The sequence below is a fragment of the Enterobacter sp. BNK-18 genome, assembly GCF_047456135.1.
Classification (GTDB): Bacteria; Pseudomonadota; Gammaproteobacteria; order Enterobacterales; family Enterobacteriaceae; genus Enterobacter; species Enterobacter ludwigii.
The window spans coordinates 3,925,904-3,937,830 of sequence record NZ_CP179899.1 but is presented as its reverse complement, the minus strand read 5'-3'; the positions used below and the strand labels follow the sequence as shown (position 1 = coordinate 3,937,830).

Here is an 11,927-nt window from a genome sequence, read left to right as displayed (position 1 = left end):
AAATGCGCATCCTAATGATTATTGATGGTTTGCCCGGTGGAGGAGCCGAAAAAACGGTTCTCACCCTCTCCAGCGGATTGATAGAAATGGGGCATCAGGTCTCCCTTTTCTCCCTGCGAAAGGTGTGCGACTACGCCATCCCGGCAGGCATTGATTATCAGGTCATTCAGGATACGTGTAAAAAGCCCTGGAGAAAGCTCACCGAGATCCCGCGCCGGGCGCAGCTGCTGGACAATGCCATTGAACAGGCTGAGCGCAGCGGGAAGTTCGACGTCATATTCTCGCACCTGCATAAAACCGATCGTATTGTGGCGCACAGTCGTGCGCTGGATCGCGATAAGGTCTGGTTCTGCGTGCATGGCATGTTCTCATTCTCCTACCTGCGTCATCGCCACGGCCTTTCACGCTGGTTTAAACATTACAAAATTCGTCATACCTACGAAAACCGAAACGTTGTCGCCGTCTCCGCCGCCGTGCTGAAAGATCTCTCAGAGACGCTGTCCATCGACCTTCGTCGCAAAGCGGTTATCCATAATCCCTTTGATATTCCTGAAATCCAGCGTCTGGCGGATGCGCCTTTTGAGATGCAGGGGCAGGATTACATTATTCACGTGGGTCGTTTTCATGAACATAAACGCCACGACCGCCTTCTGCGTGCCTATGCACAGAGCAAAATAGACGCATCGCTGGTGATGATGGGCAACGGTTCTGACACCAAAATTCAACAGCTTAAACAGTTAGCGAAAGAACTCGGGATCGAAGACAAGGTTATTTTCCGCCCCTTCGAGTCCAACCCTTATCCGTGGATTAAAGGCGCACGACTTTTAGTGTTAAGTTCTGACTGTGAAGGTTTTGGTAACGTACTGGTAGAATCCATCATCTGCCAGACGCCGCCTGTCAGTACGAACTGTCCTGGCGGGCCCGCTGAAATCCTCACGGGTACGCTGGCGCGCGGGCTGTCGGAGATGAATGATGAATCACTGGCGAAAACACTGGCCGATCTCTATACCTCCCCGCCTGTCGTTGATAGCGCAACGATCGCGTCGTTCGGGATAAATGCCATTTGCCAGCAATATGTTGCGTTGGTAGACAATCAATAATAATCAGGTTTCTTATGCAAAATTCAGCGCCATTATTAAGCGTAGTGGTTGCCGTTTATAACGGCGAAGCTTTCCTGGATCAGTTCTTTACCTGCCTTGCGAATCAACAGATCGACAGTATGGAAGTCATCATCGTCAATGATGGCTCCACGGACAGTTCGATGCAGATAGTCGAAACCTGGCGTGAAAAACTGCCGCAAATGCAGGTTATCGAACAGGAAAATCAGGGTGTATCCATTGCGCGCAATACCGGTCTGGCCGTCGCTACCGGTCAATATCTCTCTTTCCCGGATATTGATGATGTCTTTAAGCCCGGCATGTATCAGCGCTTGCTTGATATGGCCGTCACGCAGAATCTGGATGTCGCCACCTGCAACGGAAACTACGTCTGGGAAAACAATAAGAAGCCTTCACGGCCGATTCTCCCGGAAGACAAGCTGGCCTCAACAGGCGTCATGACCGGTGCGGCCTGGTTAAAAAAAGCGCTCGACTCACGCAAGTTTCTGCATGTGACCTGGCTGAATATCTATCGCCATGACTTTATTCGTCAGAATGGTTTTCGTTTTGAGCCCGGCCTGCGCCATCAGGATATCCCGTGGACTACCGAAGTCTTGCTCGCAGCTGACCGCGTGCAGTACACCAGTGAACGTTTTTACGACTATTACATTCACTCCGCATCGGTTTCCCATATGCCGGACAATGATGACACGCTGATTCGCTCGGCGCGCCATTACATGAAAATTCTGCAGATGCTGGATGCCATCAACCAGCGTTACCCGGAAAAAGTGAAAGATATCCCCGCCTGCCACTGGCAAATCGCCAAAGAGGGGCTTGGGATCATTCATACCTTCGACAATATGAAGGATGTGCAGAAGAAGTCGATGATAATAAAAGAGTTCTTCGACACGGGTATCTGGAGGCTTATCTGGAAAAGTGCCAAAAGCCCCCGTTTGCGCTGGCGCCTGGGCCGACGCTACTTCCGTTTAAAACGGTATCTGGCATAAGAGATAGCTTTACCCGGCTTAAATGCTTAGAATTTCCCCGCCGAAACTAAAAAACGGATAATCGCTTGGAATTGTTGTATACCGCCCTGCTCTACATCATCCAGCCACTGGTGTGGCTGCGACTGTTGCTTCGTAGCCGTAAAGCGCCTGCGTATCGTAAACGCTGGGCTGAACGCTATGGTTACTGCCGCAATAAAGTCGTGCCGGACGGTATTTTGCTGCATTCCGTTTCTGTGGGCGAAACGCTGGCGGCGATCCCGCTGGTTCGCGCCCTTCGTCACCGCTATCCGTCACTGCCGATCACGGTCACGACCATGACGCCGACGGGGTCTGAACGCGCATTATCGGCGTTCGGTAAAGACGTTCAACATGTCTATTTGCCTTACGACCTGCCTTGCGCCATGAACCGCTTCCTGAATACCGTTCGCCCGAAACTGGTGATCGTCATGGAAACTGAACTGTGGCCAAATATGATTTCCGCCCTGCATGCCCGTAAAATTCCGCTGGTGATTGCCAACGCGCGCCTTTCAGAGCGCTCGGCGAAAGGTTACGGCAAGTTAGGTAAATTTATGCGCCGCCTGCTCAGCCGAATAACGCTGATTGCCGCGCAGAACGAAGAAGACGCGGCGCGCTTTCTCGCTCTGGGCCTGAAGCGCAACCAGCTTGCGGTGACGGGTAGCCTGAAGTTCGATATATCCGTCACGCCTGAACTCGCCGCCCGTGCGATTACGCTACGTCGCCAGTGGGCACCGCGTCGGCAGGTGTGGATTGCAACCAGCACCCATGACGGCGAAGAAGCCATTATCCTGCAGGCCCATCGTAAGCTGCTGGAAAAATTCCCCGATTTGCTGCTGATTCTGGTCCCCCGTCACCCCGAGCGTTTTAAAGATGCGCGTGAGATGGTGCAGAAAGGCGGCTTCAGCTTTACCCTGCGCAGCAGCGGTGAGATCCCCTCCGGCAGCACTCAGGTGGTGATTGGCGATACAATGGGCGAGCTGATGCTGCTTTACGGCATTGCCGATCTGGCTTTTGTTGGCGGCAGCCTTGTGGAGCGCGGCGGCCATAATCCGCTTGAGCCGGCCGCACACGCCATTCCGGTGCTGATGGGTCCACACACGTTTAACTTCAAAGATATCTGCGCTAAGTTGCAGCAAGCCGACGGGTTAATTACCGTGACCGACGCGGACTCGGTGGTCAAAGAGGTCTCAACCCTTCTGACCGACGAAGATTACCGCCTCTGGTATGGTCGCCATGCTGTCGAAGTGCTGCATCAGAACCAAGGCGCACTCACTCGTTTGCTGCAACTTCTGCAACCTTATCTGCCTCAGCGGAGCCACTAATGTCAACGCGTCTGTCGGTCGTGATGATCGCCAAAAACGCCGCCGACCTGCTTCCGGACTGCCTGGCCTCCGTCGCCTGGGCTGACGAAATTGTCCTTCTCGACTCCGGCAGCGAGGACAACACGGTGGATGACGCCCGTACCGCGGGTGCAAAGGTCTTTATCGATACCGACTGGCAAGGCTACGGCATCCAGCGCCAGCGCGCGCAGCGCTATGCTACTGGTGATTACGTGCTGATGCTGGACACTGACGAGCGCATCACACCTGAGCTCCGCCAGGCCATTCAGGCGGTGCTGGCAGCACCTCAGCCTGGCGCGGTATACAGCATTGCACGTCGCAACTATTTCCTTGGCCGTTTTATGCGCCACAGCGGCTGGTATCCAGACCGCGTAATGCGCCTCTACGAGCGTGAGCGATATCAGTACAACGATAATCTGGTCCATGAATCCCTGGCATGCGACAGTGCCCCCGTCATTCCTCTGACGGGCGATCTGCTGCATCTGACCTGCCGGGATTTCGCCAGCTTCCAGCGCAAACAGCTTAACTATGCCACCGCATGGGCACAGGAGCGCCACCTGCGCGGCAAGAAGGCCACGCTGACCGATATTTTCACCCACACGCTGGGGGCATTTCTGAAAACACTGCTGCTGCGAGGCGGCGTGCTGGACGGTAAACAGGGGTGGTTACTGGCGGTGGTGAATGCCCAGTATACTTTCAACAAATACACCGAGCTGTGGGCGCTTTGCCGCGGCTACTCAGAGAAAACGTGAGCCATGAGCACAAAAGCGATTTATCCGGGTACCTTTGATCCCATCACCAACGGTCATCTTGACATCATCACCCGTGCGGCATGCATGTTTGATAAGGTGATTCTGGCGATCGCCGCCAGCCCCAGTAAGAAACCCATGTTCGACCTCAATGAGCGCGTTGCCCTTGCCACTGACGCTATCTCACATCTGCCAAACGTCGAGGTGGTGGGCTTCAGCGATCTGATGGCCAACTTCGCCCGTGCCCGGCAGGCTAACATTTTGATCCGCGGGTTACGCGCGGTGGCTGACTTCGAATACGAAATGCAGCTGGCGCACATGAACCGCCACCTGATGCCAGAGCTGGAGAGCGTGTTCCTGATGCCTTCAAAAGAGTGGTCGTTTATCTCTTCTTCGCTGGTCAAAGAGGTGGCGCGTCATCACGGTGACGTGACCCATTTCCTGCCGGCTAACGTCCATCAGGCGTTGATGGAAAAATTAAAGTAGCCCTATTTCTGGCACTGACGGCAATAGAACGTGGCGCGCTGGGCGTGCTTCGTTGCAATAATCGGTGTCCCACAGACTCTGCACGGCTCACCCTTACGGCCATATACCTGAAGCTCCTGAGCAAAATAGCCGGGTTTACCGTCGCTCTGCAGGAAGTCCTTCAGGGTGGTCCCCCCTTGCTCAATAGAACGCAACAGCACCGCTTTAATCACCCGGACCAGCAGTTCACACTCCAGGGATGACAGCGACGAGGCCAGCCGATCGGGATGGATCCCTGCGGCAAACAGCGATTCGCTGGCATAAATATTCCCTACTCCCACCACCAGCTTATTGTCCATCAGCCACGGTTTGATCGGGGTTTTCTTCTTTGCACACTTCGCTTTCAGGTATTCCGCGTTAAACGCCTCTGAGAGCGGCTCTGGCCCCAGATGCGCCAGAACGCTGTGCCCTTCAAGCTCTTTGGTCCACAGCCATGCGCCAAAGCGTCGTGGGTCGGTGTAACGCAGCACTTTACCGTTGCTCATCACCAGATCGACATGGTCATGCTTTTCCGCGGGCAGTTCTTCGGTAAGGATGCGCAGACTACCGGACATACCGAGATGGATGATAATCCAGCCGTCGGGCAGCTCCAGCAGCAGATATTTGGCGCGACGCTGGACGCTGAGAATCGGTTTATCGCTTAACGCATGGATTTCATCGGACACCGGCCAACGCAGGCGACCGTTGCGAACGATAGCATGAAGAATAGTCGCGCCGACCAGATGCGGCTCAATACCGCGGCGGCTGGTCTCTACCTCAGGTAATTCAGGCATGGTTCCTCCGGAGTAAGATGCAGAATGCAAAAAACCCCGCAGTTGCGGGGTTTTTCAATACAAGGAGGCTAAAATTATTTGATTTTAGCTTCTTTGTACAGTACGTGCTGGCGTACAACTGGATCGAATTTTTTCAGTTCCAGTTTTTCCGGCTTAGTACGTTTGTTCTTCGTGGTGGTGTAGAAGTGACCTGTACCAGCAGAAGAAACCAGCTTGATTTTCTCGCGAATACCTTTAGCCATGATTTATTTCCTCTTTAAGTACTTAGTACTTTTCGCCACGGGCACGCAGTTCGGACAGAACTGTATCAATGCCTTTCTTATCGATTACACGCATACCTTTAGCAGATACGCGCAGGGTGACAAAACGCTTCTCGCTCTCAACCCAGAAACGGTGAGAGTGCAGGTTCGGCAGGAAACGGCGTTTAGTCGCGTTCAGTGCGTGGGAACGGTTGTTACCGGTCACCGGACGCTTGCCAGTAACTTGGCAGACTCGGGACATGTCTATTCTCCAAAAATCAAATTAGCTCGAGCTTCGTATGGGGTATCGGCGCCTCGTCAGGCTTTACAGCCCGGTCATCGCATAGTTCTATTGAACTCTCGATTGCCAGGCCCAAATGCCAAACCCGAGATTCTCAAAGGTGGCGTAGTATACGCTGACTCGGCGGTGTGCTCAAGTCCCGAACAGACAAAGATCCCGATGGATCGCGAGAAATAGCCTAAATCCAGCCATGTTCTGCAAAAGAAATGTACTCGCCGCGACCAATTATCAGATGGTCGAGCACACGAATGTCCATGAATTGACAGCATTTGATAATGCGTTCGGTCATCTCTTTGTCAGCTCTGCTTGGTTCTGCACAGCCAGAGGGGTGATTATGCGCGAGTATCACGCCGGCTGCATTCACTTTTATCGCTTCCCGCACAATTTCTCGCGGATGAACCTCAACGTGGCTCAGTGTTCCGGAAAAAAGACGGCTATGTTTTAGTACCCGGTTCCTGTTATCAAGAAAGATCACCATAAAGATCTCGCGCTCCAAATCTGATAGCTGGCTCTGGAGAAATACGCGTGTCATATCCGGGGTGAGTATGGGATCTTCCTCTTCCATACGGACATCGTAAAAACGGCGGGCCAGTTCAGCAATCCCCCTCAGTTGGGCGAACTTCGCCACGCCAATTCCTTCGACGTGCCTGAATTCCGTCAGATCCGCCGTCAATAAGCCATACAGCGAACCAAAATGGTCGATGAGCTCTTTTGCCAGCGTAAATACCGTTTTGCCGGGCGTTCCGGTGCGTAAAAAGAGTGCCAGCAACTCGTCGTCCTTTAACAACGTGACGCCATAGCGCAGCATTTTTTCACGCGGTAGCAGCAGTTCAGTCTCTTCCATGCCTGTCTCCTTCGATTTGCCATCATGCTGCCACAGCCGCCCCCGGCGCTCGACGCCCACTTTTCATTCCTGCGTAACGCCTCGCAAACTGGCCGAAGGACAAAATCACCCCCTTTTTGGGATTGTGATAAAATGCCCGCTCTCTGGTGAAACCCAACAGGAAAGAATCATGATGAGCCTGGCCGGTAAAAAAATCGTTCTTGGCGTGAGCGGCGGTATCGCTGCCTATAAAGCGCCGGAGCTGGTGCGTCGTTTGCGCGAGCGCGGGGCGGATGTGCGGGTCGCGATAACGGAAGGCGGCAAAGCCTTTATCACGCCTCTGAGCCTGCAGGCCGTTTCAGGGTACCCCGTCTCTGACAGCCTCCTTGATCCGGCCGCCGAAGCCGCGATGGGCCATATTGAGCTGGGAAAATGGGCAGACCTGGTTATCCTTGCCCCCGCCACAGCAGATTTAATTGCCCGCGTAGCAGCCGGCATGGCAAACGATCTGGTCTCGACCATTTGCCTGGCCACGCCCGCACCTGTTGCCGTCGTCCCCGCGATGAACCAGCAGATGTACCGCAACGCCGCCACCCAACATAATCTGACGACGCTGGCCTCACGCGGCCTGCTCATCTGGGGGCCGGACAGCGGTAGCCAGGCGTGTGGTGATGTGGGTCCTGGTCGTATGCTTGACCCGCTGACCATCGTTGAGCTGGCCGCCGGCCATTTTTCGCCTGTCAACGATCTGCAACATCTCAACATCATGATTACCGCGGGTCCAACGCGCGAGCCGCTGGACCCGGTGCGTTACATTACCAACCATAGCTCCGGTAAAATGGGCTTTGCGATTGCTGCCGCGGCGGCAAAACGCGGTGCAAAGGTCACGCTGGTGAGCGGCCCGGTCTCGTTACCGACACCGCCATTTGTGCAGCGTATTGATGTCACCACCGCCCTGGAGATGGACGCCGCCGTACAGGCGCATGCGCAGAACCAGCAGATTTTTATCGGCTGTGCGGCTGTTGCAGATTACCGTGCCGAAACCATTTCCGGGTCAAAAATTAAAAAGCAAGGCGATGAATTAACACTAAAAATGGTGAAAAATCCGGACATTGTTGCGGGTGTCGCCGCCCTGAAAAACCATCGTCCTTACGTTGTTGGGTTTGCCGCAGAAACAAATAATGTGGAAGAATATGCCCGGCAAAAACGTACCCGCAAAAACCTCGATTTGATTTGCGCGAACGACGTATCGCTGGCCACGCAAGGATTTAACAGCGACAGCAACGCACTGCACCTTTTCTGGCAGGATGGAGATAAAGTCTTACCGCTTGAGCGCAAGGAACTCCTGGGCCAACAATTACTGGACGAGATCGTTACCCGTTATGATGAAAAAAATCGACGTTAAGATTCTGGACCCGCGTGTTGGTAAGCAATTTGCGCTGCCAACCTATGCCACCTCCGGCTCTGCCGGTCTTGACCTGCGCGCCTGTCTCGATGACGCCGTAGAGCTGGCTCCGGGTGCAACCACCCTGATCCCAACCGGCCTGGCAATCCACATTGCTGACCCGTCGCTGGCAGCGGTGATCCTGCCGCGTTCTGGTCTGGGTCATAAGCATGGAGTGGTACTGGGTAACCTGGTCGGCCTGATCGACTCTGACTACCAGGGTCAACTGATGGTTTCCGTCTGGAACCGTGGTCAGGACAGCTTCACCATTGAACCGGGCGAGCGTATCGCACAGATGGTCTTTGTACCGGTGGTTCAGGCAGAATTTAACCTGGTGGAAGACTTTGACGCCACCGACCGTGGCGAAGGCGGCTTCGGCCATTCCGGGCGCAAATAACCGCCCGACCGACACGTATCTCACAGCGCCATAATGCAATAACAAACCGCAAACGTCAGTTTGCGGTCGCTGTGTGGATGCCAGCCTGGCAAGTGCTTATTTTCAGGGGTATTTTGTAACATGGCAGAAAAACAAACCGCGAAAAGGAACCGTCGCGAAGAAATACTTCAATCTCTGGCGCTGATGCTTGAATCCAGCGATGGTAGTCAACGCATCACCACCGCAAAACTGGCCGCCTCCGTGGGCGTGTCTGAAGCGGCGTTGTATCGTCATTTTCCGAGCAAAACCCGGATGTTTGACAGTCTGATCGAATTTATCGAAGACAGTCTGATCACTCGCATCAACCTGATTCTGAAAGACGAAAAAGACACGACTGCGCGTTTGCGTCTGATTGTGCAGCTCATTCTGGGCTTTGGTGAACGCAATCCGGGCTTAACCCGTATCCTGACTGGCCACGCGCTGATGTTCGAGCAGGACCGATTGCAGGGCCGTATTAACCAGCTCTTCGAACGTATTGAAGCACAGCTGCGCCAGGTCCTGCGCGAGAAAAAAATGCGTGAGGGTGAAGGTTACAGCACCGATGAAACGCTGCTGGCAAGTCAGATCCTGTCGTTTTGCGAAGGCATGCTCTCCCGCTTTGTTCGCAGCGAGTTTAAATACCGTCCAACGGACGATTTTGACGCCCGTTGGCCGTTAGTGGCGGCACAGCTGCAATAATCTTCAGGCCCGGTAAGCAGAACGCCACCGGGCTTGATATTACACGCCGAAAGCTTCGCGATACCCACGTACCGCAGCCAGATGATCCGCCATCTCAGGCTTCTCTTCCAGATACGCAATCAGGTCTTTCAGGGTGATGATCGACGTCACTTTACAGTCATAATCGCGCTCAACTTCCTGAATCGCAGAGATTTCGCCACGCCCGCGTTCCTGACGATCCAAAGAGATCAGCACGCCAGCAAGCGTAGCGCCGTTGGCCTGAATAATCTCCATCGATTCGCGAATAGCGGTACCGGCGGTGATCACATCGTCCACCAGCATAACGCGACCCTGCAGCGCGCTGCCTACCAGATTACCGCCTTCACCGTGGGTTTTAGCCTCTTTACGGTTAAAGCAGTACGGTACGTCGCGGTCGTGGTGTTCCGCCAGCGCAACCGCAGTGGTAGTGGCAATCGGAATGCCTTTATAGGCCGGGCCAAACAGCAGGTCAAAATCAATGCCGGAGTCCACCAGCGCTTCGGCATAGAAACGGCCTAACAATGCCAGATCGCGCCCGGTATTAAACAGTCCGGCGTTGAAGAAATAGGGGCTCTTACGCCCGGATTTCAGCGTAAACTCGCCAAATTTCAGGACCTGCTTGTTAAGCGCAAACTCAATAAACTCACGCTGCCAGGATTTCATGGGCTTACTCCTCCGACTTTTGCTTTTGTACGAACAAAAAAAAGGCGACTCATCAGTCGCCTTTAAAATCAATTTTCTAACGCCGCCTTCTGCGTCGTTACGATAGATTCAATTCCCCCTCGGGCCAACGCCAGCAAGGTAAGAAGTTCTTCATGGGTGAACGGCTCACCTTCTGCCGTGCCCTGCACCTCAATGATGCGACCATCTTCAGTCATCACCACGTTCATGTCAGTCTCAGCAGCGGAATCTTCAACGTATTCCAGATCGCAAAGCGCTTCACCGTTAACGATACCCACGGAAACAGCCGCGACCATCCCTTTCATCGGATTCGTTTTCAGCTTACCGGCTGCAACCAGCTTATTCAGGGCATCAGCCAACGCCACACATGCACCGGTAATCGACGCCGTACGCGTACCACCGTCTGCCTGAATGACGTCGCAGTCCAGAGTAATGGTAAATTCACCCAGTGTTTTCAGATCAACGGCGGCGCGCAGCGCACGTGCGATCAAACGCTGGATTTCCATGGTACGGCCGCCCTGCTTACCTTTTGCCGCTTCGCGGGCGTTACGGGTATGGGTTGCACGCGGCAACATGCCATATTCCGCAGTGATCCAGCCCTGGCCCTGACCTTTCAGGAAGCGTGGAACGCCCTCTTCGATGGACGCGGTGCACAGCACTTTGGTGTCACCAAACTCAACCAGTACGGAGCCTTCTGCGTGTTTTGTATAGTTACGGGTCAGGGTGACGGGACGCACCTGATTGGCGCTACGACCTGCTGGACGCATAATGAAATCTCCGGCTTGAAACGAATGTGGCTGCGCATTATACGGATAAAGGACGCTTATTCCTATCCTGAGAAGCCCCCGAAAGCTATAATCCCCCCATCTCTCCTTTAAAAACGGGAATGTCTATGATCCGCAGTATGACCGCCTACGCCCGGCGTGAAATCAAGGGTAGCTGGGGTAGCGCTACATGGGAAATGCGCTCGGTAAACCAGCGCTACCTGGAAACGTATTTCCGTATGCCGGAGCAGTTCCGCAGCCTTGAACCTGTTGTACGCGAGCGTATCCGTGCTCGTCTGACGCGCGGTAAAGTGGAATGCAACCTGCGTTTTGAGCCTGATGCCAGCGCCCAGGGTGAGCTGATCCTCAACGAAAAACTGGCGAAACAGCTCGTCACTGCAGCGAACTGGGTCAAGATGCAAAGCGATGAAGGGGAAATCAACCCAGTCGATATTCTGCGCTGGCCTGGCGTCATGGCCGCCGGTGAGCAGGATCTGGACACGATTGCCGCTGAAATTCTCAGTGCCCTCGACAGCACGCTGGATGACTTTATCATTGCCCGCGAAACTGAAGGCCAGGCCCTCAAAGCGATGATTGAGCAGCGTTTGGAAGGCGTGACCACCGAAGTGGCTAAAGTCCGTACCCATATGCCTGCGGTCCTGCAATGGCAGCGTGAGCGCCTGGTGGCCAAACTGGAAGAAGCGGAAGTTCAGCTGGAAAATACCCGTCTGGAACAAGAGCTGGTGCTGATGGCACAGCGCATTGACGTTGCCGAAGAGCTGGATCGTCTGGAAGCGCACGTTAAAGAGACTTACAACATCCTGAAGAAGAAAGAAGCCGTAGGGCGTCGTCTCGACTTTATGATGCAGGAGTTCAACCGCGAGTCTAACACCCTGGCCTCGAAATCGATCAATGCTGAAGTGACCAACTCCGCCATTGAACTGAAAGTGCTGATTGAGCAGATGCGCGAGCAGATCCAGAATATCGAGTAACGCTTTATTCAAGCCGCTTTCTCATCATGGCCCCGTTCAGGG

At 54.1% G+C, this 11,927-nt stretch carries 15 protein-coding genes; 9 read left to right on the top strand and 6 right to left on the bottom strand.

The features are described 5' to 3' along the window. The first annotated feature begins 2 nt into the window (after positions 1–2). The 5 genes from ACMGG3_RS18965 to coaD all read left to right on the top strand — a co-directional run bounded on the left by ACMGG3_RS18965 (position 3) and on the right by coaD (position 4,697). Complete coding sequence (locus ACMGG3_RS18965) at positions 3–1,100, top strand: glycosyltransferase (protein WP_032679322.1); 1,098 nt, start codon at positions 3–5, stop codon at positions 1,098–1,100. 14 nt (positions 1,101–1,114) lie between these two features. Continuing rightward, on the top strand, positions 1,115–2,104 hold the full coding sequence (locus ACMGG3_RS18960; RefSeq protein WP_414149376.1) for a glycosyltransferase: 990 nt from the start codon (positions 1,115–1,117) through the stop codon (positions 2,102–2,104). A 65-nt stretch (positions 2,105–2,169) separates the two neighbouring features. Then, complete coding sequence (gene waaA, locus ACMGG3_RS18955) at positions 2,170–3,444, top strand: lipid IV(A) 3-deoxy-D-manno-octulosonic acid transferase (RefSeq protein WP_014168058.1); 1,275 nt, start codon at positions 2,170–2,172, stop codon at positions 3,442–3,444. After that, positions 3,444–4,214 (top strand): glycosyltransferase family 2 protein, encoded by a 771-nt coding sequence (locus tag ACMGG3_RS18950; protein WP_148576852.1) that lies wholly within the window; start codon positions 3,444–3,446, stop codon positions 4,212–4,214. Before waaA ends, ACMGG3_RS18950 begins: the two co-directional genes overlap by 1 nt. Positions 4,215–4,217: 3 nt before the next feature. After that, positions 4,218–4,697, top strand: a complete 480-nt coding sequence (gene coaD / locus ACMGG3_RS18945; RefSeq protein WP_014168056.1) for a pantetheine-phosphate adenylyltransferase — start codon at positions 4,218–4,220, stop codon at positions 4,695–4,697. Between the two features lie 2 nt (positions 4,698–4,699). Here the strand turns inward: coaD and mutM are convergent, their stop codons facing one another. The 4 genes from mutM to radC form a co-directional block, all read right to left on the bottom strand. Continuing rightward, a complete protein-coding gene (mutM, locus tag ACMGG3_RS18940) occupies positions 4,700–5,509 on the bottom strand; it encodes a bifunctional DNA-formamidopyrimidine glycosylase/DNA-(apurinic or apyrimidinic site) lyase (protein WP_025206463.1) in 810 nt (269 codons plus the stop codon). A 74-nt stretch (positions 5,510–5,583) separates the two neighbouring features. Continuing rightward, entirely contained in the window at positions 5,584–5,751 is a 168-nt protein-coding gene (gene rpmG / locus ACMGG3_RS18935) for a 50S ribosomal protein L33 (RefSeq protein ID WP_003024094.1), read from the bottom strand. 22 nt (positions 5,752–5,773) lie between these two features. After that, positions 5,774–6,010: a 50S ribosomal protein L28 gene (rpmB, locus tag ACMGG3_RS18930; protein ID WP_002436699.1), complete on the bottom strand. Its 237-nt coding sequence runs from the start codon at positions 6,008–6,010 to the stop codon at positions 5,774–5,776. Positions 6,011–6,227: 217 nt separating this feature from the next. Continuing rightward, entirely contained in the window at positions 6,228–6,893 is a 666-nt protein-coding gene (gene radC, locus ACMGG3_RS18925) for a RadC family protein (protein ID WP_020882690.1), read from the bottom strand. Between the two features lie 172 nt (positions 6,894–7,065). On the opposite strand from radC, the gene coaBC reads away from it, so the two are divergent. The 3 genes from coaBC to slmA all read left to right on the top strand — a co-directional run bounded on the left by coaBC (position 7,066) and on the right by slmA (position 9,430). After that, a complete protein-coding gene (gene coaBC, locus ACMGG3_RS18920; protein ID WP_086462925.1) occupies positions 7,066–8,277 on the top strand; it encodes a bifunctional phosphopantothenoylcysteine decarboxylase/phosphopantothenate--cysteine ligase CoaBC in 1,212 nt (403 codons plus the stop codon). Beyond that, positions 8,255–8,713 (top strand): dUTP diphosphatase, encoded by a 459-nt coding sequence (gene dut, locus ACMGG3_RS18915; protein WP_014168052.1) that lies wholly within the window; start codon positions 8,255–8,257, stop codon positions 8,711–8,713. The genes coaBC and dut overlap by 23 nt, the downstream gene beginning before the upstream one ends. A 120-nt stretch (positions 8,714–8,833) precedes the next feature. Continuing rightward, entirely contained in the window at positions 8,834–9,430 is a 597-nt protein-coding gene (gene slmA / locus ACMGG3_RS18910; RefSeq protein ID WP_020882692.1) for a nucleoid occlusion factor SlmA, read from the top strand. Positions 9,431–9,469: 39 nt separating this feature from the next. Here the strand turns inward: slmA and pyrE are convergent, their stop codons facing one another. Together pyrE and rph are read right to left on the bottom strand one after the other, a co-directional pair. Continuing rightward, entirely contained in the window at positions 9,470–10,111 is a 642-nt protein-coding gene (gene pyrE, locus ACMGG3_RS18905; protein ID WP_078775060.1) for an orotate phosphoribosyltransferase, read from the bottom strand. Positions 10,112–10,179: 68 nt separating this feature from the next. Further along, entirely contained in the window at positions 10,180–10,896 is a 717-nt protein-coding gene (gene rph / locus ACMGG3_RS18900; RefSeq protein WP_013094888.1) for a ribonuclease PH, read from the bottom strand. A gap of 125 nt (positions 10,897–11,021) precedes the next feature. Between rph and ACMGG3_RS18895 the strand changes: the two genes are divergently transcribed. Continuing rightward, complete coding sequence (locus tag ACMGG3_RS18895) at positions 11,022–11,885, top strand: YicC/YloC family endoribonuclease (protein ID WP_020882693.1); 864 nt, start codon at positions 11,022–11,024, stop codon at positions 11,883–11,885. The last annotated feature ends 42 nt before the right edge of the window (positions 11,886–11,927 follow it).

Bases quoted from the DNA above. Each gene is read 5' to 3' on its own strand.
- ACMGG3_RS18965 (WP_032679322.1), top strand. From the start codon at position 3: ATGCGCATCCTAATGATTATTGATGGTTTGCCCGGTGGAGGAGCCGAA.
- ACMGG3_RS18960 (WP_414149376.1), top strand. From the start codon at position 1,115: ATGCAAAATTCAGCGCCATTATTAAGCGTAGTGGTTGCCGTTTATAAC.
- ACMGG3_RS18950 (WP_148576852.1), top strand. From the start codon at position 3,444: ATGTCAACGCGTCTGTCGGTCGTGATGATCGCCAAAAACGCCGCCGAC.
- coaD (WP_014168056.1), top strand. From the start codon at position 4,218: ATGAGCACAAAAGCGATTTATCCGGGTACCTTTGATCCCATCACCAAC.
- mutM (WP_025206463.1), bottom strand. From the start codon at position 5,509: ATGCCTGAATTACCTGAGGTAGAGACCAGCCGCCGCGGTATTGAGCCG.
- rpmG (WP_003024094.1), bottom strand. From the start codon at position 5,751: ATGGCTAAAGGTATTCGCGAGAAAATCAAGCTGGTTTCTTCTGCTGGT.
- rpmB (WP_002436699.1), bottom strand. From the start codon at position 6,010: ATGTCCCGAGTCTGCCAAGTTACTGGCAAGCGTCCGGTGACCGGTAAC.
- radC (WP_020882690.1), bottom strand. From the start codon at position 6,893: ATGGAAGAGACTGAACTGCTGCTACCGCGTGAAAAAATGCTGCGCTAT.
- coaBC (WP_086462925.1), top strand. From the start codon at position 7,066: ATGAGCCTGGCCGGTAAAAAAATCGTTCTTGGCGTGAGCGGCGGTATC.
- dut (WP_014168052.1), top strand. From the start codon at position 8,255: ATGATGAAAAAAATCGACGTTAAGATTCTGGACCCGCGTGTTGGTAAG.
- slmA (WP_020882692.1), top strand. From the start codon at position 8,834: ATGGCAGAAAAACAAACCGCGAAAAGGAACCGTCGCGAAGAAATACTT.
- pyrE (WP_078775060.1), bottom strand. From the start codon at position 10,111: ATGAAATCCTGGCAGCGTGAGTTTATTGAGTTTGCGCTTAACAAGCAG.
- rph (WP_013094888.1), bottom strand. From the start codon at position 10,896: ATGCGTCCAGCAGGTCGTAGCGCCAATCAGGTGCGTCCCGTCACCCTG.
- ACMGG3_RS18895 (WP_020882693.1), top strand. From the start codon at position 11,022: ATGATCCGCAGTATGACCGCCTACGCCCGGCGTGAAATCAAGGGTAGC.